This is a genomic window from Agrobacterium pusense (assembly GCF_013285525.1).
GTDB classification, from domain to species: domain Bacteria; phylum Pseudomonadota; class Alphaproteobacteria; order Rhizobiales; family Rhizobiaceae; genus Agrobacterium; species Agrobacterium pusense.
In genome coordinates, this window is sequence record NZ_CP053857.1 from 1,112,291 (window position 1) to 1,137,722 (window position 25,432).

19 protein-coding genes and 1 tRNA gene are annotated in these 25,432 nt (G+C 59.2%); 11 read left to right on the plus strand and 9 right to left on the minus strand.

The genetic code is table 11. The features are described 5' to 3' along the window. Positions 1–125 precede the first annotated feature (125 nt). A complete protein-coding gene (locus tag HQN82_RS18715; protein WP_173615549.1) occupies positions 126–1,010 on the minus strand; it encodes an N-formylglutamate amidohydrolase in 885 nt (294 codons plus the stop codon). Positions 1,011–1,191: 181 nt separating this feature from the next. Here HQN82_RS18715 and cpdR point away from each other — a divergent pair, with 181 nt between their 5' ends. From cpdR to HQN82_RS18765, 10 genes are all read left to right on the plus strand, one after another. Continuing rightward, a complete protein-coding gene (gene cpdR / locus HQN82_RS18720) occupies positions 1,192–1,554 on the plus strand; it encodes a cell cycle two-component system response regulator CpdR (protein ID WP_003497910.1) in 363 nt (120 codons plus the stop codon). Positions 1,555–1,635: 81 nt separating this feature from the next. Continuing rightward, a tRNA-Val gene (locus tag HQN82_RS18725) sits at positions 1,636–1,710 on the plus strand. A gap of 284 nt (positions 1,711–1,994) precedes the next feature. After that, a complete protein-coding gene (locus tag HQN82_RS18730; RefSeq protein ID WP_173615550.1) occupies positions 1,995–3,008 on the plus strand; it encodes a substrate-binding domain-containing protein in 1,014 nt (337 codons plus the stop codon). Between the two features lie 69 nt (positions 3,009–3,077). Continuing rightward, positions 3,078–4,598, plus strand: a complete 1,521-nt coding sequence (locus tag HQN82_RS18735; RefSeq protein ID WP_173615551.1) for a sugar ABC transporter ATP-binding protein — start codon at positions 3,078–3,080, stop codon at positions 4,596–4,598. Between the two features lie 12 nt (positions 4,599–4,610). Continuing rightward, positions 4,611–5,612, plus strand: coding sequence for an ABC transporter permease (locus HQN82_RS18740; protein WP_173615552.1), 1,002 nt, complete (start codon positions 4,611–4,613; stop codon positions 5,610–5,612). Between the two features lie 41 nt (positions 5,613–5,653). Continuing rightward, positions 5,654–6,628, plus strand: coding sequence for a sugar-binding transcriptional regulator (locus HQN82_RS18745; RefSeq protein WP_173616010.1), 975 nt, complete (start codon positions 5,654–5,656; stop codon positions 6,626–6,628). Continuing rightward, positions 6,625–7,623: an aldo/keto reductase gene (locus HQN82_RS18750; protein ID WP_107340829.1), complete on the plus strand. Its 999-nt coding sequence runs from the start codon at positions 6,625–6,627 to the stop codon at positions 7,621–7,623. The genes HQN82_RS18745 and HQN82_RS18750 overlap by 4 nt, the downstream gene beginning before the upstream one ends. 115 nt (positions 7,624–7,738) lie before the next feature. Continuing rightward, positions 7,739–9,463 (plus strand): glycerol-3-phosphate dehydrogenase/oxidase, encoded by a 1,725-nt coding sequence (locus HQN82_RS18755; protein ID WP_173615553.1) that lies wholly within the window; start codon positions 7,739–7,741, stop codon positions 9,461–9,463. A 2-nt stretch (positions 9,464–9,465) separates the two neighbouring features. Next, positions 9,466–10,308 carry a class I fructose-bisphosphate aldolase gene (locus tag HQN82_RS18760; protein ID WP_173616011.1) on the plus strand — a complete coding sequence of 281 codons (843 nt, stop codon included), beginning with the start codon at positions 9,466–9,468 and terminating at the stop codon, positions 10,306–10,308. After that, complete coding sequence (locus tag HQN82_RS18765) at positions 10,301–11,803, plus strand: FGGY-family carbohydrate kinase (protein WP_173615554.1); 1,503 nt, start codon at positions 10,301–10,303, stop codon at positions 11,801–11,803. Before HQN82_RS18760 ends, HQN82_RS18765 begins: the two co-directional genes overlap by 8 nt. Positions 11,804–11,824: 21 nt before the next feature. Here HQN82_RS18765 and HQN82_RS18770 read toward each other — a convergent pair whose 3' ends face one another. Next, on the minus strand, positions 11,825–12,766 hold the full coding sequence (locus tag HQN82_RS18770; RefSeq protein ID WP_173615555.1) for a MarR family winged helix-turn-helix transcriptional regulator: 942 nt from the start codon (positions 12,764–12,766) through the stop codon (positions 11,825–11,827). Between the two features lie 176 nt (positions 12,767–12,942). Here HQN82_RS18770 and HQN82_RS18775 point away from each other — a divergent pair, with 176 nt between their 5' ends. Next, the gene (locus HQN82_RS18775) at positions 12,943–13,287 is read left to right on the plus strand and encodes a hypothetical protein (protein WP_173615556.1); all 345 of its coding nucleotides are present in this window, start codon (positions 12,943–12,945) and stop codon (positions 13,285–13,287) included. A gap of 27 nt (positions 13,288–13,314) precedes the next feature. Here HQN82_RS18775 and HQN82_RS18780 read toward each other — a convergent pair whose 3' ends face one another. The 7 genes from HQN82_RS18780 to HQN82_RS18810 all read right to left on the minus strand — a co-directional run bounded on the left by HQN82_RS18780 (position 13,315) and on the right by HQN82_RS18810 (position 25,414). Continuing rightward, positions 13,315–14,463, minus strand: a complete 1,149-nt coding sequence (locus tag HQN82_RS18780) for an alpha-hydroxy acid oxidase (RefSeq protein ID WP_173615557.1) — start codon at positions 14,461–14,463, stop codon at positions 13,315–13,317. Between the two features lie 125 nt (positions 14,464–14,588). Further along, a complete protein-coding gene (locus HQN82_RS18785) occupies positions 14,589–15,581 on the minus strand; it encodes a 2-hydroxyacid dehydrogenase (RefSeq protein ID WP_173615558.1) in 993 nt (330 codons plus the stop codon). 60 nt (positions 15,582–15,641) lie between these two features. Then, positions 15,642–17,264: an ABC-F family ATP-binding cassette domain-containing protein gene (locus HQN82_RS18790; RefSeq protein ID WP_173615559.1), complete on the minus strand. Its 1,623-nt coding sequence runs from the start codon at positions 17,262–17,264 to the stop codon at positions 15,642–15,644. 125 nt (positions 17,265–17,389) lie between these two features. Then, positions 17,390–18,628 (minus strand): vWA domain-containing protein, encoded by a 1,239-nt coding sequence (locus HQN82_RS18795; RefSeq protein WP_173615560.1) that lies wholly within the window; start codon positions 18,626–18,628, stop codon positions 17,390–17,392. A 166-nt stretch (positions 18,629–18,794) separates the two neighbouring features. Next, positions 18,795–19,676 carry a transglutaminase family protein gene (locus HQN82_RS18800; RefSeq protein WP_034500307.1) on the minus strand — a complete coding sequence of 294 codons (882 nt, stop codon included), beginning with the start codon at positions 19,674–19,676 and terminating at the stop codon, positions 18,795–18,797. Positions 19,677–19,680: 4 nt separating this feature from the next. After that, on the minus strand, positions 19,681–22,086 hold the full coding sequence (locus HQN82_RS18805) for a circularly permuted type 2 ATP-grasp protein (RefSeq protein ID WP_037090438.1): 2,406 nt from the start codon (positions 22,084–22,086) through the stop codon (positions 19,681–19,683). Between the two features lies 1 nt (position 22,087). After that, entirely contained in the window at positions 22,088–25,414 is a 3,327-nt protein-coding gene (locus HQN82_RS18810) for a transglutaminase family protein (RefSeq protein WP_107340836.1), read from the minus strand. Positions 25,415–25,432 lie beyond the last annotated feature (18 nt).

Below are 25,432 nucleotides of genomic sequence, written 5' to 3' on the forward strand. Positions count from 1 at the left end.
TTTGACTGTAAATACCCTCCTTGGGTGTTTCCTCCCTAGACTTGACCGCGCCAAGGCGCGGTTTTTTTTGCCCGGCGCACGGCCAGGCAAGGGGGCGAACGATTTAATTGAGAAGCTTGGCTGTGCTATTCGGCGGCGAGCGAAGTTTCGATCGCATATTCCGACACGAAAGTCCCGAGCTGGCGCATGAAGATTTCGAGCGAAGCCTGAATGGCGGGAAAATCGCCTTTCTTCAAAAGCGTTTTTTCATCGACATAAAGCGACCGGTTGACCTCTATCTGCAGCGCGTGAAGCGAGCGTATGGGACGGCCGTAATGTTCGGTAATGAAGCCGCCGGCATAGGGCTTGTTGCAGACGGCGACGAAGCCAAGTTCTTCGAGGAAATGCAGGGCCGCACGCGAGACTTCCTGGGAGGCGCTGGTGCCGTAGCGGTCGCCGATAATAATATCAGGTCTGAGGTTTGACCCCGTGACCCGGATGTTGCCGGGCATCGAATGGCAATCGATCAGCACCGCCATGCCGAAATGTGCGTGCGTGCGGGACAGCAGGCGGCGCAGACAGGCGTGGTAGGGTTTGTAAATGGTCTCGATACGGGAGAGGGCTTCATCCACCGGCAGGCGGTGGGCATAAATATCCATGTTTTCCGCAACGATACGCGGCACGGTGCCAAGGCCGCCTGCAACCCGCATGGAGCCGATATTGGCGTAGGGCGGCAGGGTGCCCTCGAACATGCGGGGATCGAGCTCATAGGGCTCTCGATTGACGTCGAGATAGGCGCGCGGAAAATTCGCTTTCAACAGCGGCGCGCCAATCTCTGGGGCGGCGCCGAAAAGCTCGTCGACGAAGTGGTCCTCGGAGCGACGTATGTCATGCGAATCGAGCCGCGCCGATTCTAGGAAGGAGATGGGATAGCAGCGGCCGCTATGGGGGGAATTATAGACGAATGGCAGGGTTTGAACGGCAGGTTCCGTTACTTCGAACAGCTCATATTCACCTGTTACCCAGTCCATTCAGGCCATTTACCATGTCGCAAACTATCAGGAGGTTCATGTTGCCAGTTACGGTGCGGCAAGTCCATACTGTCGCCCAAGTAGCGCTATACCGATTCACGTGTTCACAGGATATTTACCGTGAAAATCCTATAATCGGGCTAGGGTATTCCAAACATTAAGCAGTTACGGTCACTTAACCATGAATCAGAAAATTCTTCTCGCTGAAGACGATAACGATATGCGCCGCTTCCTCGTAAAGGCGCTGGAAAAAGCCGGTTACAAGGTTTCTTCCTTCGACAATGGCGCAAGCGCTTACGACCGGCTGCGCGAGGAGCCCTTTTCCCTTCTGCTCACCGATATCGTCATGCCCGAAATGGACGGTATCGAGCTTGCACGACGCGCGACCGAACTCGACCCGGACCTGAAAGTCATGTTCATCACCGGCTTTGCAGCGGTTGCGCTGAATGCCGATTCGAAAGCTCCGAAAGACGCCAAGGTGCTTTCCAAGCCGTTCCATCTGCGCGATCTGGTGGATGAGGTCAACAAACTCCTTGTGGCGTAAGGCCTCTCAAAAAACCTTCACAAAACCGAAAAAAAGCAGTTGACGCATGAACCGGTTTTGTGGTCTATCCGCCGCCACGGAGGGCGTGTAGCTCAGCGGGAGAGCACTACGTTGACATCGTAGGGGTCACAGGTTCAATCCCTGTCACGCCCACCATCCGAATTCATAAAAGGGTTTCTGAGCAGTCAGAAACCCTTTTTTCGTTTCTCCTTCAGCCCGGCCATTTTTCCTCGGATGCGATTTCTGTCGCTGCTGGCTTTCGCCTGCGATGAGCTTCAAGTCACTGCGGTGGCGGGGTATGTTTGCAATAAATTTCGCATTGAAAAATAAAATTCAATGCCGTTGACGTATCCGGTTTTTCCGGCTATCTCATCGGTATGCAATAAATTACAGAGACCAAAATTTATTGCGCGACAAGTCATTATCCTTGGGAGGGGAATATGTTGGCTTTTATGAAATCGACCGTCGCTGCGGGTGTATTGGCCGTGGCGCTTGCGGCGGGCGCCGGTTCGCCGGCCGCCGCCGCAGGCAAGTTTGCCTGTGAACCCGGCGAAACCTATGTGATGAATGTCATGGTTTCCAGCCATCCCTATTGGGTTCCGGTATTTGAAGGGTTCAAGCAGGCCGCCAAGGCGCTCGGCTGCGAAGCTGTTTTCACCGGCACGCCGGAATATGACATCACAAAGCAGATTGCGTCCTTCGAGCAGGAGCTGGTGAAGAAGCCTAAAGGCGTTCTCCTGCACCCGATGCAGGCGGATCCTTTCATCGAGCCGATCAACAAGGCGATCGCCTCAGGTGTATCCGTGACCACCTTCGCGGCCGATTCTCCGAAGTCGAAGCGCACCGCCTATATTACATCGGACAATGTCGCAGAGGCGAAGTTTGCGGCTGACGAAATCGTCAAGAAGCTTGGCGAAAAAGGCGAATATGCCGTTCTGGAAAATCCGGGCCAAAGCAACCATGATCTGCGCGTTACTGCCCTCATAGACTATATGGGGCGGACCTATCCGCAGATGAAGCTCGTTGGCCGGCAAGCGACCAACCAGGATGCGAATGTCGCTTATCAGGCAACCGCCGCACTACTGCAGGCCAATCCCAATCTCGGTGCATTGTGGATCCCTGAGGCCGGTTCGGCTGAAGGCGCGACGACCGCCGTTCTCGAGGCAAAAAAGAAGGTCCTGATCCTGCATGCGGATATCACGCCGGCAACGCTGGAACACATCAAGCAGGGTAATATCTATATGGCCATCAATCCCAATCAGGGCGTTCAGGGCTTCATGGGTTTCATGAACACGTTTCTCGGTGCTCATTCGGACCTGATCGACCCGTTCAACGACTACAAGGTCTCCGGCTTCAACCCGATGCAGGTGCCTTCGATGGACAATGGTTTTGCCGTCATCACCAAGGCCAATGCCGCCTCCTTCGGTCTCAACGAATATATGAAGGGGCGCTGAGGCGTCGCTCTGGACCCGGCGAGGTTACGCCTCGCCGGCCATGTGGGAAAGCCGGTTCGGGAGGGCGTTATGGGTGAGGTCATCCTCAGCATGACGAATATTCATAAGGCATTCGGGCCCGTGAAGGCGTTGCGGAGTGCTGCACTTGACCTGCGGCGTGGCGAAATCCACGCGCTGGCGGGGGAAAACGGTGCCGGAAAGTCAACGCTGATGCATATCATCGACGGCATTCTGCAGCCCGATGGAGGGGAGATCCTGCTGGATGGCAAGCCGGTCAAGATATCCTCGCCTAATGTGGCGAACCGGCTCGGCATCGGTTTCGTTCATCAGGAGATCGCTCTTTGCCCTGATATTTCGGTTGCAGAAAACATGTTTATGTCAGAGACCGGTCGAAGCCGTTCCTGGTTCATGAATTACCGCGACCTGGAAAGGCGGGCGGCAGCGGTGCTGCGGGAGATCGGCGACATCGATCCCGCCAGCCGCGCGGGCGGCCTCTCCATTTCGCAGCAGCAGATCGTTGAGATCGCCAAGGCGTTGACGCTGGATTGCCGCATCCTGATCCTCGATGAGCCAACGGCAGCGCTGACAGAGACCGAAGCCCAGACACTTTTCCGGATCATGCACCGGCTGGCTGAGCGCGGCATTGCCATCATCTATATTTCGCATCGCATGGGGGAGATTTTCGAACATTGCGACCGCATCACGGTCATGCGCGACGGTTGCCATATCAGGACGGAGAATATTGCTGATATTTCCCCTGAGGAAGTCGTTAACAGCATGGTGGGACGGGTACTCGACAAGCTCTACCCGCCGAAGCTCTCGGATGATGAGAAATCTGACGACGTGATTCTCTCTGTTCGGGGTCTGAATGAAGGAAAGCGCGTTTTCGATGTCGGTTTCGATCTGCGCCGGGGTGAAATCCTGGGGTTGGCTGGACTGATCGGTGCGGGAAGAAGCGAGATCGCGCGGGCGGTCTGCCGGCTGGAGGGCAAGCCGACAGGCGAGGTTATGTTACGTGGCCGCCGGCTTGGCCTGAAAGACTATCGTGACAGCATCCGGGAAGGGATCGTTTATCTTTCCGAGGACCGCAAGGGGGACGGGCTGTTCCTGAACATGTCCATCGCCGCCAATGTCTCCGCGCTCGACATAGGCAGGATATCGAATGGCATGGGTTTCATCGAACGGCGCAAAGAGATGAAACGCGCAGATGAGCTGGGGCGCCGGCTGAAACTGCGGGCGAACAGCGTCGGTGATTCCGTCTCGACCCTGAGCGGCGGCAACCAGCAGAAGGTGGCGTTGGCAAAGATGCTGTCGGTGGAACCGAAGGTCATCTTTCTGGATGAGCCGACACGGGGGGTGGATGTGGGTGCCAAGGCGGAAATTCACCGCCAGATTCGGGAACTGGCGCGTGAGGGGGTTGGCGTGGTCGTCATCTCCTCCGAACTGCCGGAACTCATCGGCGTCAGCGATCGTGTGCTTGTCGTGCGCGAGGGGCGCATCACCGGCGAGGTCGAGGGGGACGACATGACGGAGGAGAACATCATGCAGCTCGCGTCGATCACAATTATGCAAAATGCGGCGGAAGCCTGAGGGAGCGGGAAAATGGCAACATCGGAAACACCTTCAAGCCTTGCCGGGACGGCGGTTCGCCGCACAGCGTGGTGGGAGCCGGCGCTCAAGGCGCGGGAAAGCGGGCTGATCGTCATCATTCTCGCGCTTTTTGCCGTGATGTCCTTCATCTCGCCGTACTTCCTGACCGTGGATAATCTGCGGGCCATGGCCATGGTCTTCGCCATCGAAAGCATCGTCGTCGTGGGCATGACGATCCTGCTGATCTCTGGTGGCATCGATCTTTCGGTGGGATCCGTTACGGCGCTTGCGATGGTGGCAGCCGGCTGGCTTTTCCTCAACGGCGTCGACCCCTGGGTGGCGGCGGGGTTGGCAATCTGCCTGACGACATTGGTCGGCATGGTCATGGGATTTCTGACCACGGTCATCGGTCTGCATCATTTCATCGTGTCGCTGGGCGTCATGGTCATTGCGCGCGGTGTTTGCCTGCTGGCGACCGGCGGGCGGCCGCTCGGGCTCTACTCCCTGCCGCCGGAATTCAAGTTCATCGGTCAGGGTGTGATTGGCGGCATACCGCTGGTGCTGATCATATTTATGGTAGTGGTCGTTTCTTTCGATCTGCTGCTGCGGCGCACGACTGCCTTCCGCAAGGTGTTTTACACCGGCAGCAATCCCAAGGCCGCGGCCTATTCCGGCATCCGTGTCGGCCGCGTGGTCTTCGCCACCACAACGCTTTGTTCGATGCTTTGCGGTGTTGCAGGTGTTATCTACATGGCGCGCTTCGGTTCTGCCCAGCCAAGCTTCGGCATCGGCATGGAACTCAACGTCATCGCGGCCGCGGTCATTGGCGGCGCCAGCCTTTCGGGCGGTTCGGGTACGATTCTGGGCGCGATCCTAGGAGCCATCCTTCTCTCGGTGGTTTCCACTTCGCTTGCCTTGCTCAATGTGTCTGTCTACTGGCAGGACATCATCAGGGGCAGCATCTTGCTGGCTGCGGTACTGTTCGACCACTATCTGGTCAGGCGCCGCCGTTGAGCGCCGTTCGCTCGCCCGAAGGTAACTGGAGAAAGACGATCATGCTGGATATCAAGGACGATTTCGATCAACAAAGGCAGATGTATTCCGTCCTGGTGCTGCATTTCATCGAAGGGGTGAAGCAGTCCGAAATCGCCGAGCGGCTCAACCTTTCCCACACCAAGGTGAACCGCATGATTGCGGCCGGGCGCAAGGCGGGCATGGTGAAGATCAGCATCTCCAGTCCTTATCAGCGGCTTGTGGACCTTGAAAACGAGATCACCCGCCGGTTTGACCTCAGACAATCCGTCGTTACGCCAACGGTATCGGACAATCCGGAAACAGCCTTGCAAATGGTTGGGCGGGTGGCCGCAAACCATTTGCTGGAAACGATCCGCGACGGCGATGTGATCGCGATTACGGGCGGCAAGGCGGTGAGTGCGGTTGTCGACAATCTGCAGGCGGAGCGCCGTTTCGATGTGCGGGTAGTGCCGCTCACCGGCGGGGTGCAGGGCAAGCACTACACCGACGTCAATCATCTCGCCACGCAACTGGCGGAAAAACTTGGCGGCAGCGCCTCGCTGCTGCACGCACCATTATTCGCCGAAGACGAGGAACAGCGCGATCTCCTCATGAATGTTGCGTCGATCCGTGAGGTTTTCGATCTGGCGCGTCAGGCGCAGGTGGCGCTGGTCGGCATTGGTTCGGTGGAGGCGCCAGGCTCTGGCTATTACGATCTTTTGCCGGATGCCGCCCGTGGCGGACAGGCGCTGGTGGATGCCGGCATTGCCGGCGAGTTCCTCGCCCACCTCACCATGGCGGACGGGCAGCTTGCCCGGATCGATCTCAACTCGCGCGTGGTGGCGCTGGACCCCGGGCAGCTTGCCCGGTGCCCAAACATCATCGGTGTCGCAGCAGGCGCCATCAAGGCCGGCCCGGTGGCGGCCACGCTTGCCGGCCACTATCTGACCTCGCTGGTCGTGGATGAAGCGATAGCCGGCTACTTATTGGATCATGAAGGAGGGGAGACCTCGTGACGGACAACGCAATATTGACCCGGACGATAGGCAAAAGCGGTATCAACGCATCTGCCGTGGGGCTTGGAACCTGGGCCATCGGTGGCTGGATGTGGGGCGGCACCGACGAGCGGCAGTCCATAGCAGCCATCCAGGCCTCCATCGATGCGGGGATTTCCCTCATCGATACTGCGCCAGCCTATGGCATGGGGCTCGCCGAAACCATCGTTGGCAAGGCAATTGCCGGCAGACGCGACAAGGTGGTGCTGGTCAGCAAATGCGGGCTTGTGTGGCATGTGAATGAGGGCGCTTATTTCTTCCATCAGGATGGCAAGCCGGTTCATCGTTATCTCGGCGCCGGCTCCATCCGGTACGAGGTCGAAGAGAGCCTGAAACGGCTTGGGACAGATTATATCGACCACTACGTCACCCATTGGCAGGATGCCACGACGCCGATTGCCGAGACAGTCGGGGCTTTGGTGCGGCTGAAGGAAGAGGGGAAGATCCGTTCCATCGGGGCAAGCAACGTCTCGCCCGGCGATCTCGAAGCCTATATCGCCACCGGGGCGCTGGATGCCATTCAGGAAGAATATTCCATGGTAAAGCGCGATATCGAGACGACGCTCCTGCCCGTTTGCCGGGAGAATGCCGTCTCGGTTCTCAGCTATTCGTCGCTGGCGCTCGGTCTCCTCTCGGGCAAGGTCGGGCCGGAGCGGGTTTTTGCGGAAGATGACCAGCGCCATGGCAATCCGCGCTTCAGCCAGGCCAACCGTGAAAAGATCGCGCGTTTGATGGGCGTGCTGAAACCGGTGGCGGCCGCCCGGTCCGCCTCAGTGGCACAGGTGGTGATTGCCTGGACGATTGCCCAGCCGGGTATAACATTCTCGCTGTGTGGCGCACGCGATCCGGCTCAGGCGGTTGAAAACGCCGCCGCGGCGCGTCTTCGTCTCACCGAGAGTGAGCTGGCGCTCATCAGCACTGGTGTCGCGGAGCATCTCGTGGGTCTCGATACCTGATTGTGTAGCTGGAACGGGGTTTCAGGCGCACATCGCATAATTTCGTTCCCTTTCTCACGTCGCTTAACGGTCAACAACATTGGGACGCTGGTCATCGCCAGCGAACGGTATTCCTATGCCCAGTTTTCGCGAGGACGCTCTCCATCGCATCCGGCAAGACGGTGATTTCGACGCTGTGGTCATCGGCGGCGGTATCAATGGCATCGCCGCCTATCGTGATCTTGCCCTGCAGGGGCTGAGAGTTCTTCTGGTCGAGCGCAGCGATTTCTCCTCGGGTTGCAGCGCTGCTCCCTCGCGGATGATCCACGGCGGCCTGCGTTATCTAGAAAACGGCGAATTCGGCCTGGTGGCGGAATCCCTGCGGGAGCGCGATGCACTTCTGAGGCTCGCACCGCATATGGTTCGGCCGCTGCCGACCACGATCCCGATCTTTTCGACTTTCAGCGGCCTGTTCAATGCGGCAGCAACCTTTGCCGGCTCCGGTGGGAAACCCGCAAGCCGGGGTGCTCTCGCCATCAAGGCGGGTCTGATGCTCTATGATTTCGTCACTCGCAAAAATCGCATCCTGCCCCGTCACGTCTTTCGCGGCGCGGCCGATACTTTGCAGCATTGGCCGGATCTGACACCGGAGATCAGATATTCCGCCACCTATTACGATGCTTGGATAAGCCAGCCCGAACGGCTTGCCCTGGAGCTTCTGATCGACAGCCAGTCGGATGCGCCGCAAAGCGTTGCACTGAACTATGCCGAACTCGTCCGTGTGGGCGATGAATATGGTCTGCGGACGGAGGAAGCGGACGAAGTCCTGCCGATACGGCCCCGGATCATCATCAATGCGACGGGAGCCTGGATCGACGAGACGATCGGCGTATTGGCCGATGGCCCGGCGTCGGACAGGGCAAAACCCACCGTTTCAGGCACCAAGGGATCGCATCTGATCCTTGCCAATGAGGAACTTCTCAAGGCGCTGAACGGTCACATGATTTTCTTTGAAAACACGGATAACCGGGTCTGTATCCTCTTCCCTTATCTCGACCGGGTTCTTGCGGGATCGACCGATATCAAGGTGGATCGGCCCGAGCGGGTGCGCTGCGAGCCCGAGGAACGGGACTACATTCTGGACGCGATCCGGCAGGTCTTTCCGCAGATTGCCATCGATCGCTCCGACATCGTCTTCAGTTTCAGCGGTATACGGCCATTGCCGCGAAGCGATGCCGCCTTCACCGGGAAAATATCCCGCAGCCATTTCATCCACCGCGTTCCGAGTGATCCGCCGCAGCTCTGCATGATCGGCGGCAAGTGGACCACTTTCAGAGCTTTTGGCGAACAGGTGACCGACGAGGTTCTGGCCTTTCTTGGGCGAAAGCGGCTGACCGGCACCATGGACCGCGCAATCGGCGGCGGCAGGAATTTTCCGGCCGGTGCAGGCGGCCTGCCTGCCCTGTTGTCGGAGGAGTTTTCGATTGCCGAAGACCGGGCGGAGCATCTGGCCCTGGCTTACGGCTCCCGCGCGTTTGAGGTGATGGTTTTTTGCCGGGATCGTTCGGATGACGTGCGGCTTTCAGAAAAATCGCCGATCACGGCAGCGGAAGTGGTCTGGCTCATCCGTTGCGAACAGGTGCGGCACCTAACCGATCTCGTCCTGCGTCGCACGACGCTCGCCATCACCGGCGTCATCGATGCCGATCTGATCGACGCGATGCTCGCCATTGCAGCGCGCGAGTTGGGCTGGCTGCCAGACCAGGCGTCAGTGGAACGTCAGCGGCTCATTCACGAGCTGGAGACCTTTTACGGGGTCACGCCGGCAATGCTTCAACACAGATGCAAGGAGAATGCATGATGATGCGGATTTCGAAGAAGGCGCGCATGAACAGGCTGTTCCGCAATGGCGGCTGTCTGGATGTGGCCATCGATCACGGGGTTTGTAACGAGCCGAGCTTCCTCGTCGGGCTGGAGGATATGTCGCAGACCGTGGACAGGCTGGTAGAGGCTGGTCCCGACGCCATCCAGATGGCCTACGGCCAGGCAGACCTGCTGCAGCAGCGGCCGGAGCGCGACAAGCCGGCGCTCGTCATGCGCATCGACATGGGCAACCCCTATAACTCAACACGCCACAGGACCATGTGGTCGCAGCTTCAGAATTATCATGACCCGATCATCGGCGCGCTGGAAATGGATGCCGCTTGCGTCGTCGTGAACCTGTTCATGCTGCCGGACGAACCTGAGCTCTTTCGTCAATGTGTTGAAAACATCAGCCGCGTGCGCGCCGATTGCCATCGTTTCGGCATGCCGCTGATGATAGAACCTTTGGTCATGCTGCCGCATGATGTGCGCGGCGGTTATCAGGTGGATGGCGATGCCGAAAAGATCGTTACGCTGGTTCGTCTTGCCTCGGAAATGGGAGCCGATATCATCAAGGCCGATCCGACCAGTAACCCGCAGGACTTTCACAGGGTGATCGAGGCGGCGCGGTGCCCGGTGCTGGTGCGGGGCGGGGGGCGTGAGGACTTGCGCAATGTATTGGCGAAATCGGCGGCTCTGGTGGCCGAAGGTGCAAACGGCATGGTTTACGGGCGCAATATTTACCAGCACGACAATCCCAAGGCCGTTGTTGAGGCGTTGATGGCCATCATCCATCAGGGTGCGGGTGGTGAGGAAGCATGGGATATCTATAATCGTGGCTGACAAAAATCACATATTGGGTCTTGATGTCGGCAACACGGTCATCAAGGCCGTGCTGTTCGACACGGCGGGCCGGCAGGTTGCGCAACACGCGATCGACGGACAGTCGACATTCCCGCAGCCCGGCTATGTCGAGCGCGATCTCGAGGAATTGTGGCGCAACGGCTGTGAGGCGATCCGGCAGCTTCTGGTAAAATCGTCAGTCGATCCTCGCAGCATCCTCGCGGTAGGCTGCGCCGGCCACGGCAATGGTCTTTATCTTCTGGACAAGAAACAACAGCCCCTGATCGGCATCCAGTCGCTCGACAGCCGCGCCGCCGATGTGGCGGCCGAGCTTGACGGGAAAAGCGGAGCGCAATTGCAGGCCCGCTGCCTGCAGCGGCCATGGCCTGCGCAAACCCCGAGCCTTCTGGCTTGGGTGAAGCGACGTGCACCCGATCTTTACGCCCGGACCGGTACGGTGTTGTTCTGCAAGGATTTCGTCAATTTCCGCCTGACGGGCTGCCTTGCCAATGATATTTCCGATCTCAGTGGCGCGGGACTTTTGGCTTTGCCGGAAGCGCGGCTCGACCGTGAGCTTCTGTCTCTTTACGATATCGAGGACGCGTTCGCGTTTTTCCCCCATTGCGTGGAATCGGCCGACATCGTCGGCCAGGTGACGGGCGAGGCTGCGGCTATGACGGGGCTATCCGAAGGCACACCCGTCATCGGCGGTTTCTTCGATGTGGTCTCCAGCGCCATGGGGTCGGGCGTCATCAATGCCGGGGAAGCTTCGATCATAGCCGGCACCTGGAGCATCAACCAGGTTTTCGCAGACAGGCCGGTAATCAGTCCCGATGTCTTCATGGTTACGACCTTTGGCCGCAACCGTTATGTCAATATCGAATCCAGCGCCACCTCCGCCGCCAATCTCGAATGGTACGTGCATCGTGTTCGCGGTGACCACGGCGACCACGCCTTCGAGCGCTGCAACGAATTGGTCGGCTCCGTTACCCCGCGCGCCGACGATCCGTTCTTTCATCCGTTCATTTTCGGGTCGCGGCTGGGTGCGGAGTTTCGTGGCGGCTTCTACGGCCTTGCGGGATGGCATGGTGAAGGCCACATGTTACGCGCCCTGTTCGAGGGTGTGTGTTTTGAGCATCGACGCCACATCGGCGTCTTGCGCGAAGCGGGCTTGCCGGTGGAAAGCGCCGTGATGTCCGGCGGCGGTTCCCGCAGCCAGCATTGGCCGCAGATCATGGCTGATGTCCTGGAAATTCCGCTGCGTGTCGCGGAGGCCCGCGAGACAGGTGCGCTCGGTGCTGCCATTGGTGCGGCCGTGGCGATTGGGCTCTATCCTGATTATGAGGAGGCGGTTTCGTCGATGACACGGGTTGCGAATGCCTACCAGCCGGATGCTGCGCAAGTCTCGCATTATGCGCGGCGTTATGGTCTTTATGCGGAGTTGACCGCGCAGTTGCGTGGCTTCTGGAGCGCCTTGCGCCTGGCGCGAACCTGAGAGTGCACCACGTGCAGACGATCAACCGGGCCGTCGCCGGACAAAGCGTTGCTCCAAGACCTCGCTTCCCCATTGGCTGTCCGGATATTCCTCGACGCATGTAAAACCATGGTTCTCGTAAAGGTGGCGTGCGGTCGAGAGACCGTTGAATGTCCAGAGATGGGTTGCGGCGAAGCCATTTTTGTCGACAAAGGCCAGTGCTGTTTCGAGCAGTCTGCGTCCAACACCGCCGCCGCGCACACCGTCGTCGACAATAAACCAGCGCAGATGCGCAATATCCGCTCCGAGATCTTCGCCGTCGATCGCGATGGAGCCGATGATTTGCTGGCTGCGGATTGCAACCCAGATCGCGTTCTTCGGGCTGTCCAGCCGGTTGCAAAAAGCCGCGAGGCCCTCTGCTACAACGGATTCGAAACGCTGGCCGAAGCCGGATGTCCGGGCGTAATAAAGCGCATGCATCTGCGTGATGCGAGCGATGAGCCCTGGCCTGTAGCCTTCGATGACCTCGACGGCCGGAGCCGCGACATCGCCCCTGTCTCCCAACGCATCGGCATAGAGGCGTAGCCCTTCCAGAACCGTGAGAGCTTGCGCCGGGCCGATCCGTGTTAAGGCGCTCGATACCTGCCGATTTGCGAAGGCGTGAATGGTTTCCACCCTCTTCTGCCCGGGTTTGGTCAGGCGGAGCCGTTTGATTCGGCTATCGTCGATATCCGTCTCCTCCAGGAGGTCTCCTGAAAGGACGAGTTTGCGAAGCATTCGGCTGACGCTTGATTTCTCCAGCCTGAGCAACTTCGCCAAATCCCGAGCTGTGATGCCCGGGCATGCCTCGATCTCGATCAGCGCGTGCACGGCGGAGGGCGGCAGATCAGTGCCGGCAAAGTCTCCTCCCATAAAGCCGAGTTCGCGAACAAGCCGCCGCGAGATGGAGCGGATATCGTGTATGGGAAGGGGCTGTTCAGGCATGGTTAATCCAATATGGTTGCATAATGCAACCATATACACATGCGGAACGGTCTGCCAAGGCCATCTCGGCATAAGGACTGGCTTTCTTCGCAAATATTGGCGATCCTCCTTCCATGCACCGATAAAGCGTCTTTCGGCCGCGGCAGGGAGGTCAATAATCCGGTCATGGAGCAGATATGCCCGATACGCCCCGCTTTTTCCGTTATGCCGTTTTGGTTGCAATGTTCCCCGTCGCCGCCATCGGGCTTGTGGGAACGCCAAATGAATATCGCGCCGTCGGTATCGAGGCTATCGATTGCGACGGCCCCCTATCGGTTCTTGTCGCTGCCGTGCCGGCGTTTTTGGCCTATGCCGTCATCGGCTGGCTGTTTCTATCTGGCGCCAGGCGCCATCGTTCGCTGATTTCCGGTGGCATTTGCGTGCTGGTATCCCTGGCGCTCACCTGGAACATCGGTCTGGCGCTTCAGGAACATCAACGAAACGCGGCTGAATTGGTCTGCGGTGGCAGTGGCAGGTTTTGACCTGTCCTGGGATCGTGGAACGCTGCCTTAGTCCCGGAACCGGAGGTTGCGGCGAGTCAGTTGCTCGACAGTTGTGCAGCCCATCAGCTTCATGCCGCGCTCGATTTCGATACGCATTGTTTCCAAGGCCCGCTCGACCCCGGCCTGGCCTGCAGCGGCAAGCGGGAAAAGATAATAGCGGCCAAGCCCCACGGCTTTTGCCCCCAGAGACAGGGCTTTCAGTACATGGGTGCCACGCTGAACGCCGCCATCCATCATCACGTCAATCCGGTCACCGACCGCATCGACGATCTCGGCCAGCTGGTCGAAAGCGCTGCGGGAACCATCAAGCTGGCGGCCACCATGATTGGATAGTACGATGCCGCTGCAGCCGATCTCGACGGCACGCCGGGCGTCGTCCACCGACATGATGCCTTTCAGGCAAAAAGGTCCGCCCCATTCGCGCACCATCTGCTTCACGTCCTCCCAATTCATGGAAGGATCGAGCATCTCGGTGAAATAGCGGCTGATGGAGAGCGCTCCACCGTCCATCTTGATGTGATCGTCGAGTTGCGGAAGGCTGAAGCGCTCATGGGTCAGGTAATTGATGCCCCATGCCGGTTTCATGGCAAATTGCGCGATGCCGGAAAGATTGAGCTTGAAAGGAATGGCAAAGCCGGTGCGCTTGTCGCGCTCGCGGTTTCCGCCGGTGATGCTGTCCACCGTCAGCATCATGGTTTCCACACCGGCGCTTTTTGCGCGCGCCATCATATCGCGGTTGAGGCCACGGTCCTTGTGGAAATAAAACTGATAGACCTGTGGCCCGCCGCTGATCCGTCGCGCTTCCTCCAGGCTTGTGGTGCCGAGAGAGGACACGCCGAACATCGTGCCGAATTTGCCGGCCGCCGCAGCAACCGCCCGTTCTCCCTGATGGTGAAAGAGGCGCTGAAGTGCCGTCGGGGAACAATAGACCGGCATTGAGAGCTTCTGCCCCATGACGGTGACCGACATATCCACATCGGCAACGCCGCGCAGCACGTCCGGAACGAGATCGCATTTTTCGAAGGCGGCCGTGTTTTGTCGATACGTCACCTCGTCATCGGCAGCGCCGTCGATGTAGTTGAAGATTGGTCCGGGAAGACGCTGTTTGGCCATGCGGCGAAAATCGTGGAAATTATAGCAGTCTTTGAGTTGCATCTGTTGCCCGACCGGTCAGCTGAAAGCCCGAAAAAGATCGAGTGAACCTATACCGGGTCTCGGGGGCGGGCAATTGCGTCCGGGGCGAATTTTGCAGTTCTCAGGTGGTTAGCGATCCCGGCGACCTAGGTCCTCGAGACGGCATGCAGTGCCTTGCCGGTATCAAGAAAGCTCGTAATGTTGGCGATTGTCGTGTCCGCAATGTTTGTGAGTGCTTCCTGTGTGAAGAAACCCTGGTGACCGGTCACCAGAACATTGGGAAAGGTCAACAACCGCGCGAAAACATCATCGCGCAACACATCATTGGACAGATCCTCGAAAAAGAGATCGGCTTCCTCCTCGTAGACGTCAATGCCGAGGGAACCGATGGTGCCGTCTTTCAATCCGGCAATCGCGGCCTGCGTGTCGATGATGGCGCCGCGGCTGGTATTGATGAGCATTACGCCCTTTTTCAGCAGCGGCAGCGTTTCGCTACGAATGAGATGGCGGGTCTCCGGTGTCAGCGGGCACATCAGTGTCAGTACGTCCGAGGCGCGGAACAGCTCCTCCCGCGTGACATAGGTCATGCCCAGCGCCACGCAATCCGGATTCTGCCGGATATCGTGGCCGAGCAGACGGCAGCCGAAGCCGGCCGCGATACGCGTGAAGATCGCTCCGATCTTTCCCGTGCCTACAACACCAACCGTCTTCCCGTGGAGATCGAAGCCAAGCAGCCCGTCGAGTGCGAAATTTCCCTCGCGAACGCGATTATAGGCGCGGTGAATCTTGCGGTTGAGCGACAGGATGAGCGCCATGGTGTGTTCCGCCACCGCATAGGGCGAATAGGCCGGCACGCGCGCAATGGTGAGGCCGAGCTTTTCGGCGGCCTGAAGGTCCACCTGATTGAACCCGGCGCATCGCAGGGCGACAAGTCGCACACCCATTGCCGCAAGTTTCTCGAGCACCGGTCCGGACAGGTCGTCATTGACGAAGGCACAGATCGCCATCGCTCCCTCCGCCAACGCTACCGTTTCGGCAGACAGGCGCGCTTCGCAATATTGCATCTTCATGCCAGGGTGGGCGGCAGCGTCAAGGAACTGCCGGTCATAGGGCTTGGCGCTGTAAACCACGATCCGCATCTGCTTCTCCAGTCTCCAAAAGAAAGCTGCCGTCACAGGGCGGTGCGTTCGGCAGATGGCTCAGCTGTGAAGGCCCGGGGCTTCCTGTCCGGTGCTTTCGACATATTCGGTGTACCCGCCACCGTATTGATGGATACCGTCGGGCGTCAGTTCCAGAACCCGGTTCGAAAGGGCGGCCAGGAAATGACGGTCATGCGAAACGAACAGCATCGTGCCTTCGTAATCCGAGAGGGCCTTGATCAGCATTTCCTTGGTGTCGAGATCGAGATGGTTGGTCGGCTCGTCCAGCACGAGGAAATTCGGCGGATCGAACAACATGGCAGCCATGACGAGACGGGCCTTTTCCCCGCCGGAAAGAACGCGGCAACGTTTTTCCACGTCGTCGCCGGAAAAACCGAAACAGCCTGCAAGGGCGCGCAACGGCGCCTGCCCCGCCTTTGGAAAGCGCTCTTCCAGCCATTCCAGGATGGTGCTGTCACCATCAAGAACATCCATGGCGTGCTGGGCGAAGTAACCGAGCTTGACGCTGGCGCCGAGGGTAACCTTGCCGGAATCCGGTTCCGCCGTGCCGGTTACGAGCTTCAACAGCGTTGATTTTCCTGCACCATTGACGCCCATGATGCACCAGCGTTCCTTGCGCCGCACCATGAAGTCGAGATCGTCATAAATGGTGCGGCTGCCATAGGCCTTGTTCACCTTCTTCAGCGCCACGACATCCTCACCCGAGCGGGGCGCCGGCGCGAATTCGAAAGCAACAGTCTGGCGTCGGCGTGGCGGCTCGACGCGATCAATCTTGTCGAGTTTCTTCACGCGGCTCTGCACCTGCGCGGCATGCGAGGCGCGCGCCTTGAAACGCTCGATGAACTTGATTTCCTTGGCGAGCATGGCCTGCTGGCGTTCAAACTGTGCCTGCTGCTGCTTTTCATTCTGCGCGCGCTGCTGTTCGTAAAAGCCGTAGTCGCCGGAATAGGTGGTGAGACTGCCGCCGTCGATCTCGATGATCTTGGTGACGATGCGGTTCATGAATTCCCGGTCGTGCGAGGTCATCAGCAGCGCGCCGTCATAATTCTTCAGGAAATCCTCAAGCCAGATCAGGCTTTCAAGATCGAGATGGTTGGAGGGTTCGTCGAGCAGCATCACGTCCGGCCGCATCAAAAGGATGCGGGCAAGCGCGACGCGCATCTTCCAGCCACCGGAAAGCTTGGAAACATCGCCGTCCATCATCTCCTGGCTGAAGCTCAACCCGTCCAGCACCTCACGCGCACGGCCTTCCAGCGCGTAACCATCAAGCTCTTCGTACCGCGCCTGCACTTCGCCGTAACGTTCGATGATGGCGTCCATCTCGTCCATCCGGTCGGGATCGGACATGGCGGCTTCCAGTTCCCGAAGCTCCGCAGCGACCTCGCTGACCGGGCCTGCACCCTCCATAACCTCGGCCACGGCAGAGCGGCCGGACATTTCACCGACATCCTGATCGAAATAGCCGACTGTCATGCCCTTTTCGACGACGACCTGACCCTCGTCGGGCTGCTCCTCGCCGGTGATCATCCGGAAAAGCGTGGTCTTGCCGGCACCGTTCGGACCGACAAGGCCGATCTTCTCACCGCGGTTGAGCGCGGCGGAGGCCTCGATATAGAGAATGCGGTGACTGTTCGACTTGCTGATGTTTTCGATGCGGATCATGACAGGGCCTGTGAATGGGAGCGGCCCTCCTATGCCACGGGCCGCCGCCGCTGTCACCTGCCGCACATGTTCTGTCAGCCATGCGGCGGCGAAGGCGCTCCGGCGCGGCGGCGCCGGAAGCGGAATTAGTTGGTGAGCGTGGCGATGCTGCCAGCAGCCTTGCGGGCGATTTCGCCAAAGGCTGTTACGATCTGCTCCATGTTTTCAGGGGCGTAATAATTGTCAGCGCTCGATGCGCAATATTGCAGCAGCGCCTTGCCCTTGTCCGGCGCCATGAAGGCGACGCTGAAAATCTTGATTCCATCTTTCTTGGCAGTCTCGCAGGTGGTGCGTACCGACTGGTCGATGCTGGAATTCCACGAGGCGCTGTTTCCCGTCATTTCGCCATCGGTCATCAGAACAATATAGCGCTCGAAGGATTCGCTCCCTTGCGTTTTATGTGCCTTCGCCTCGTCGGGATTGGCTTTCTTGAGTGCGTTATAGGCGGCGTTCAGGCTGCTGCGGGCATCCGTGCCGCCGGTGGGAAATTCCGGAATCTGTTTGTCCACATAGCTGACAACGCTGCTCGTGCCCCAGCTGAGAGGCTGTGCGGCATAGGTCTCGTGCGTATAGACCGAGGCACCTGTCCGCACCAGTTGTGAACCGCCGTTGGCAGTGTAGGTCGGGTCGGCCTTGTTCAATGTGGCGACGAGAAATCCGACCGCGGTTTTGAGCGACGTGGCCTTGTTGACATAGCAGGGGGATGTCTTGCCCAGATTGGGATATTTACCCCAATTATCAACCGTGTAGTTCTGGCATGACGTTTTTTTGGTATCGATTGTATCCGTCTTGAACGACATCGAGCCGGAACGATCAAGCGCCAGATACATGGAGATCGGAGCACCCTTGTTGACGGTGCTCTTTGCGGTGCCGGTTACCGAAAGATCGAGTGTTTTTGCGCCAATGAACCCGAGCAGCGGATTGAGCTGAACCTGGTGGTTGATCGTGGTTTCGATCGTGTAGGTCTTGCCGCGGGCATTTTCCGTCGTCGTGATGCTGGTTGGAGAATTCTCCTCCAGTTTCTTCTTTTCTTCTTCAGTCAGGCTTTTTTCCATCTGCGCCGCAATGAAGCCCTTGGCGATTTCCTTGATCTGCTCATCCGTCAGATCGCCCTTTTTCAGCCGTGCCTCGGTTGCCGCCGCAAGGGCGGCTGAATCCGCAGTGTTCTGCATGTCCGCTTTCACCTGCATCACATTCGCCAACTCCATGCCGGCACCGGCAAAACCCAGCAAGACAGGCAGCAGGATTGCCGTCATGATGCCGAAATTGCCGCTCTTATCGGTCAGGAAACGGCGCTTCAATTTGTCAGGTGCAGAGGCGGTCATAGTGGTGCTCACCGATTAGAATATTCGACTGAGCGCAGGAAACCCGCAAACGATGTAAAATCCGCTAACGTGATCGGTTCAATTTTACGCAGTGGTCAAATTGACGCAGCTTTCAAAGTATTTTCAAGAATTGTCGTCGCGAAGGTCTGGAATAATACACGTTGTGTCATTGCTGGATGGGGATCACGTCGACCGCCTGTTTTATCTGCTGGTTGCCGTAGCTCTTCAATACACCGATAACGGGGGCGACATCGGAATAATCCCTGCCATAACCGACGACGATATGGTCGCTTCCAGCCACGATATCGTTGGTGGGATCGAGCTCCAGATAACCGGCAGCCTCGCCGCACCAGATGCGCACCCAGGCGTGCATTGCATCGGCGCCTTCAAGCCGTTCCTTGCCGGGAGGGGGAATGGTACGCAGGAAACCGCTGACATAACCGGCGGGAATGCCGAGGCTGCGCAAGGCCATGATCATGATATGCGAAAAATCCTGGCACACGCCGCGCTTTAGCTTGAAGGCTTCCGCGGGTGTCGTATCAACGGTCGTCGCCTCGCCGTCATAGGTGAAGTCCTTATGGATCCGTTTGCACAGAGAGAGCGCAATTTCGCGAATGGTCATTCCGGGTTTCAGCACTTCCCGGGCATAGGCGGATATCGCCGTGTCCATTCCGATCCTTGGACTAGCGCCGATAAAGTGGTGCGGCGACTGGAAATCGAGCGACCACACACCGGCGAGGTCCTGCGGCAGGCGGGAAAGCTCGGGCGAAAAATCCGCCGTCAATGCCGGGGCTTCCACCATCACCCGCGCCTGCATGCGAATATCGAGCTTTTCATGCGGTGCGCGCAGATGCACCGATGTGGCCGAGAGATGAAAGAAATCCTCGAAGACGGCCCGTTCTTCCGGCGTCGGCGAAACGTCGATGGAGCCGGCGACAAGCCGCTGTCGACCCGGGATGGAGAGCGGCAGGACGCGGATGATGTGGCGTGCGCCATGGGCCGGCGTGTCGTAGGTGTAACCCATATGCAGGGAAAGATCATAGAGCATAGGATTATCCGAGATAGGTCCGGGCCAGAACATCGGAAAGATGCTCCATGTCGGTTTCGAGCTGGCGGTAGATCGCGCCATTCATGTTTTCCGGCGTCATGACCGCCAACCCGGAATGCAGGCGCATCGCCTCGCGGTAGAAGGGCGACATCTGGCCGTTGACGAAGGCGTTTGGAAGCTGCTCCACCTCGGTGCGGATCTCGTTCAGCTGGAACAGGATCGAGCGGGGATTGAGCGGGTCGAGTGCCAGAAGATCGGTCACGGTCAGACCTGCCGTATTGACGTTATAGCGCCGGCGATGGGTCATGACGCTGTCGCCGATTTCAAGCAGCATGTCATAGGATCCATCTGGCGCGTCCGGGCCGGTCATATGGCCGAGAAGGCGCGTCATATGCAGCCCGCGTTCAAGATAACGGCCGATCGACAGGAAACGCCAGCCGGTAAAGCGATACATGTTTTCGTGCACCAGGCCGGCAAAGCCCGCAAGCTTGCGCAAGAGGACCGTCATGGCATGGGTCGCGTCGTCGCCGGGAGCCACTTTCGCGTGGAAACGGCGGGCTGTCTTGGCAAGGTCGTTCAGCGCCAGCCATCCGTCCGGCGAAAAGCGGTCACGAATGTTGCTGGCGGAATAAAGAGCACTGTTGATGTTGGTCAGCAGGCTTTCCGGCACGGCATCGTTCATCTCCACATCAAGCGCTTCGAGATACCGCGTGACATGCGCGAGCAGCGGCTGGCGCGGATCAGCGGATTCGGCATAACGCCCATGCCAGGCGCGAAGGATGCGCAAGGCGCCTTCAGAGCGCTCGATATAACGACCCAGCCAGAAGAGATTGTCGGCCGCGCGGCTTGGCAGGCTGCCCGGCATGTTGCGGGTGAAGCTCTCTTCCGCCGGCAGAAGCGTGGTGCGCTCCACCGGTCTGTCGCTGACGATCCAGACATCAGCCGCGCTTCCGCCCGATTGCATGGCGATGGCGGACACGTCGTCACCGCTACCGATCCGGGCAAAGCCACCCGGCATGATCTGCCAGCCATCCTGGGTGCGGGCGGCAAATACACGAAGGCTCATCGGGCGCGGCACGAGCTTGTTGTCGATATAGGCCGGGGTGGTTGAAAGCTTCACCACTTCCTGGCCCACCAGCCTGTGGCCATCGGAGGCAAGCCAGTCGCTGATCGATTCCTTTGCAGTTTCTCTCAGGGAAGAGCCAAGCACGGACTGGCCATTATCGTCGAAGAATGGAAGCCGGGAATAGGCCGGGCCAATGACCATGCCTTCGATATTGCCGGCGACGTGACGGCGTTCAGCCTCCTGTCCGCACCACCATGTTGCGATGGACGGCAATTTCAGTTCTTCGCCGAGAATGTGGCGGCAGATGCGCGGCATGAAGGCAAGCAGCGCCCGGGTTTCCAGAATTCCGCTGCCGAGCGCGTTGACGATGGTGAGCGCTTCATTGCGCAATGCCTGTACCATGCCCGGCGTGCCGATATGGGATTGCTGGTTGAGCTCCAGCGGATCGGAATAGGATGCGTCGAGACGCCGCCAGAGGACGCCGATCGGCTTCAACCCGGCAACCGTTCTGACCATGACGCGGCCATTGACAACGGTCAGGTCTTCGCCCTCCAGCAGCATGAAGCCAAGATAACGGGCGATATAGGCGTGTTCGAAATAGGTCTCGTTGGCCGGGCCGGGCGTTAACACGGCGATCCGGTCGTCAGGGTGTTTTCTTTGCGCCTGCAGCGTGTCGCGGAAAGCACCAAAAAACGAGGCCAGACGGTGAACATGGGTTTCGGCATAGATGTCGGAGAGCGCACGCGTGGTCGCCACCCGGTTTTCGAGTGCGAAACCCGCACCGGAGGGCGCCTGTGTCCTGTCGGCCAGCACCCACCAGTTGCCATCTGGCCCACGCCCGATCTCGAAGGAACAGAAATGCAGGTAATGACCGCTTGCCGGCTTTACGCCGACCATGGGTCGCAGATATTCGGGATTGGAGGCAATCAGCGCCGGCGGCACATAACCTTCCTTCACCAGTCGGTTTTCGCCGTAAAAATCGGCGACCATGGCTTCCAGAAGATTGGCGCGCTGCTTCAACCCCTCGGCAAGAACCGTCCATTCCCGGTCGTCGATCAGCACCGGAATATGGGAGATCGGCCAGTTTCTTTCGCTGCTGCCCTTGCCGTAATCGCGGTAGAACACGCCGGCATCGCGCAGATAGCGGTCAGTGCGGGCAAAACGCTCATGCAGCTCCCGCTCAGACATGCGCGACAGGGCCTCGAGCAGGGTCTTCCAGACCGGTCTCACCGCGCCGTTGTTATCGAGCATTTCGTCGGCAACGCCAGGCAAAGGGGAATATTCAAGCCCGCTTGGCCGCGCGCTCGTTTCCGTCTTGCGTTCCGTTGCCGGGGCTTTGGACAATTTATACTCCGTAAGGCCGGCGCAGATCGAGCGTCAGCGGAAATTCTGGCGACACGGTTTCCGCCCGAAGCGGATATTGCCCTGCCGTATGCCCCCATGGTTCGAAACGGGCGAGGCGGCGTGCCTCCGCCTCATTGCCGTTGACGGGAAACGTCTCGTAATTGCGCCCGCCCGGATGAGCAACATGATAGATGCATCCGCCGATCGATCGCCTCGACCATGTATCATAAATGTCAAAGGTCAAGGGTGAATTGACGGGTAACACGGGATGCAGGCCGGAAGCGGGCTGCCATGCCTTGAAGCGGACGCCGGCAACCGCGACGCTGCGGTTTTCCGTCGGAGTCAGCGGAACGGCACGGCCGTTGCAGGCCACCGTGTAGCGGGCGGGGTTGGATGTTTCGAGCCGCACCTGCAGGCGCTCGACGGAGCTGTCGACATAACGCACGGTGCCGCCGATGGCGCCCTGTTCGCCCATCACATGCCAGGGTTCCAGCGCCTGGCGCAATTCCAGCTTTGAGCCTTCATATTCCACCTCCCCGAAGAATGGGAAACGGAATTCCTGCTGGGCAGTGAACCATTCCGGCTTCAGGTCGAAACCGTTTTCCCTGAGGTCTGCAAGCACATCCAGGAAATCGGCCCAGATATAATGCGGTAGCATGAAACGATCGGCGAGTGCCGTGCCCCAGCGCACGAATTTGCCGACGGCCGGGTTTTTCCAGAAACGCGCGATGAGAGCACGCACCAGCAACTGCTGGGCAAGCGACATGCGCGCATTCGGCGGCATTTCGAAACCGCGAAATTCCACCAGCCCGAGGCGGCCAGTCGGTCCATCAGGCGAAAACAGCTTGTCGATGCATATTTCGGCGCGGTGCGTATTGCCCGTTACATCCGTCAGAAGATTGCGGAACAGGCGGTCAACCAGCCATGGCAAGGGCGGAACGCCTTCACCGGGCGGCGGAACCTGCGCAAGCGCGATCTCCAGTTCGTAGAGACTGTCGTGGCGGGCTTCGTCGATACGTGGCGCCTGGCTCGTCGGGCCGATGAAGAGCCCTGAGAAGAGATAGGAGAGCGAGGGGTGCCGCTGCCAGTGCAGCACGAGACTTTTCAGAAGATCGGGTCGGCGCAGGAATGGGCTGTCATTGGGATTGGCGCCGCCAACCACCACATGGTTGCCGCCGCCGGTGCCGGTATGACGGCCATCGATCATGAATTTGTCGGCACCGAGACGTGACTGGCGCGCCTCTTCGTAGACTGCGGTGGTGATGTCGACACAGTCCTCCCAGCTTGAAGCGGGGTGGATGTTGACCTCTATGACACCGGGATCGGGCGCGACGCGGATTACATTGATGCGCTCATCATGCGGCGGCGCATAACCCTCTATGTGGACTGGCAGTCCAAGCTCGGCGGCTGCCGCCTCCGCTGCTGCAATCAGCTCGAGATAGTCCTCGATGCGTTCCACTGGCGGCATGAAGACGCAAAGCCTGCCGTCACGCGGTTCCACCGACATCGCGGTGCGCACCGCGCCGCCGATTTCGCCGATCGTCTGTTCTACGCGTTCCTGCCCCGCGGCTTCGCTGGCATGGAAAGAAGCTTCGGGCATGGCGCGGCCCGATGGCGTGAAGACGTCGGGAAGCGGACCGCGGGGGATCGAGGGGTCGGCCTCGTGAATATAGGGATAGGCGGATGGCGGCACATAGGGCAGGGTGCCGAGCGGCAGGCGGTAACCCACCGGGCTGTCACCCGGAACCAGGAATATTTTACCGCGCCGCGTCTTCCATTTTTCGCTGATCCAGCGCTTGCCGGCAGCGCGCGCATTCCACGCCTGAACGGGAAGAATATAGCCGGTCGGTGTCGTCAGTCCCCGCTCGAAGACGCGGGCTATGCGGTTTCGCTCCTCCGGGTCCTTCAGCTTGGAATTTGACGGGTCAACATTGTCGGGAAGGCTGCCTTCCTTGATGATCCATTCCGCCGGATCCTCATAGGCCGGCAGCACCAGCTCCCGTTCGATGCCGAGATGGGAGGCGATGCCGCCCAGCAGTTTCTGCGCGTCTTCCGCCTTTGCGCCGGTATTCGCGCCCTCCTCGGCGATAAGCGCCGGGTTCTGCCAGATCGGCAGGCCATCCTTGCGCCAATAAAGCGAGAACGTCCAGCGCGGCAGGCTTTCGCCCGGATACCATTTTCCCTGGCCGTAATGCAAAAACCCACCCGGTGCGAAACGCTCGCGCAGGCGGCGGATCAGCAGGTCGGCCTTTTCGCGCTTTGTCGGCCCCACCGCACCGGTGTTCCACTCATCGGATTCGAAATCGTCGATGGAAACGAAGGTCGGTTCGCCGCCCATGGTCAACCGGACATCATGGGTATTCAGAACCTCATCGACCTCCTGGCCGAGCGCATTGAGTTCGTCCCAGCTTTCGTCCGAAAAAGGCTTGGTGATGCGCGGCGTCTCGGCAACCCGCCGAACCTGCATGTCGAAGGCGAATTCCGTGTTGGCATGGCCGTAATAGCCACCGGAAATAGGCGCGGCGTTGCGGTAATGCGGTGTTGCCGCCAGCGGAATATGGCTCTCGCCGGTCAATAGACCGGACGTGGGGTCGAGGCCGACCCAGCCCGCACCCGGCATATAAACTTCGGCCCATGCGTGCAGATCGGTGAAGTCCACTTCGGTGCCGGATGGGCCGTCCAGCGCCTTGAGGTCAGGTGTCAACTGGATGAGATATCCCGACACGAAACGGGCAGCGAGGCCGAGATGCCTCAGGACCTGCACGAGTAGCCAGCTGGTATCGCGGCAGGACCCCTTGCCGGAAGCAAGCGTCTCCTCAGGTGTCTGGACGCCGGGTTCCATGCGGATGACGTAACCGATCTCCTGCTGCAGGCGGGCGTTGAGGCCGACGACCATGTCCACCGTCTGCTGACCTGGAGTGCGGTCGACAGTGGCCATGAAGGCGGCGAGCAGAGGACCGGTCGGTTCCGGCTTCATGTAGATGGAGAGATCGTCGCGCAGTTCCTGCGGATAGTCGAAAGGCCACTTTGTCGCCTCTTCCTCCACAAAGAAATCGAACGGATTATAAACCGTCATATCGGCGACAAGATCGACCTCGATCTTGAATTCGCTCACCGGTTCCGGAAAAACGAAGCGGGCAAGGTAGTTGCCGTAGGGATCCTGCTGAAGGTTCACGAAGTGATTGGAGGGTGAAACCTTGAGGGAATGGCTGATGACGCTGGTTCTGGAATGTGAGGCGGGCTTCAGTCTGATGATCTGTGGTCCAAGGCGAACCGGATTGTCGTATTTGTAATGCGTCAGATGATAGATGCTCGCTTTGATCGCCATTAATCTGCCTTGCCCGGT

Bases quoted from the DNA above. Each gene is read 5' to 3' on its own strand.
- HQN82_RS18755 (WP_173615553.1), top strand. From the start codon at position 7,739: ATGCCCAGTTTTCGCGAGGACGCTCTCCATCGCATCCGGCAAGACGGT.
- HQN82_RS18780 (WP_173615557.1), bottom strand. From the start codon at position 14,463: ATGCAACTCAAAGACTGCTATAATTTCCACGATTTTCGCCGCATGGCC.
- HQN82_RS18810 (WP_107340836.1), bottom strand. From the start codon at position 25,414: ATGGCGATCAAAGCGAGCATCTATCATCTGACGCATTACAAATACGAC.
- HQN82_RS18775 (WP_173615556.1), top strand. From the start codon at position 12,943: ATGCCCGATACGCCCCGCTTTTTCCGTTATGCCGTTTTGGTTGCAATG.
- HQN82_RS18745 (WP_173616010.1), top strand. From the start codon at position 5,654: ATGCTGGATATCAAGGACGATTTCGATCAACAAAGGCAGATGTATTCC.
- HQN82_RS18735 (WP_173615551.1), top strand. From the start codon at position 3,078: ATGGGTGAGGTCATCCTCAGCATGACGAATATTCATAAGGCATTCGGG.
- HQN82_RS18800 (WP_034500307.1), bottom strand. From the start codon at position 19,676: ATGCTCTATGATCTTTCCCTGCATATGGGTTACACCTACGACACGCCG.
- HQN82_RS18715 (WP_173615549.1), bottom strand. From the start codon at position 1,010: ATGGACTGGGTAACAGGTGAATATGAGCTGTTCGAAGTAACGGAACCT.
- HQN82_RS18770 (WP_173615555.1), bottom strand. From the start codon at position 12,766: ATGCCTGAACAGCCCCTTCCCATACACGATATCCGCTCCATCTCGCGG.
- cpdR (WP_003497910.1), top strand. From the start codon at position 1,192: ATGAATCAGAAAATTCTTCTCGCTGAAGACGATAACGATATGCGCCGC.
- HQN82_RS18795 (WP_173615560.1), bottom strand. From the start codon at position 18,628: ATGACCGCCTCTGCACCTGACAAATTGAAGCGCCGTTTCCTGACCGAT.
- HQN82_RS18785 (WP_173615558.1), bottom strand. From the start codon at position 15,581: ATGCGGATCGTGGTTTACAGCGCCAAGCCCTATGACCGGCAGTTCCTT.
- HQN82_RS18790 (WP_173615559.1), bottom strand. From the start codon at position 17,264: ATGATCCGCATCGAAAACATCAGCAAGTCGAACAGTCACCGCATTCTC.
- HQN82_RS18730 (WP_173615550.1), top strand. From the start codon at position 1,995: ATGTTGGCTTTTATGAAATCGACCGTCGCTGCGGGTGTATTGGCCGTG.
- HQN82_RS18740 (WP_173615552.1), top strand. From the start codon at position 4,611: ATGGCAACATCGGAAACACCTTCAAGCCTTGCCGGGACGGCGGTTCGC.
- HQN82_RS18760 (WP_173616011.1), top strand. From the start codon at position 9,466: ATGCGGATTTCGAAGAAGGCGCGCATGAACAGGCTGTTCCGCAATGGC.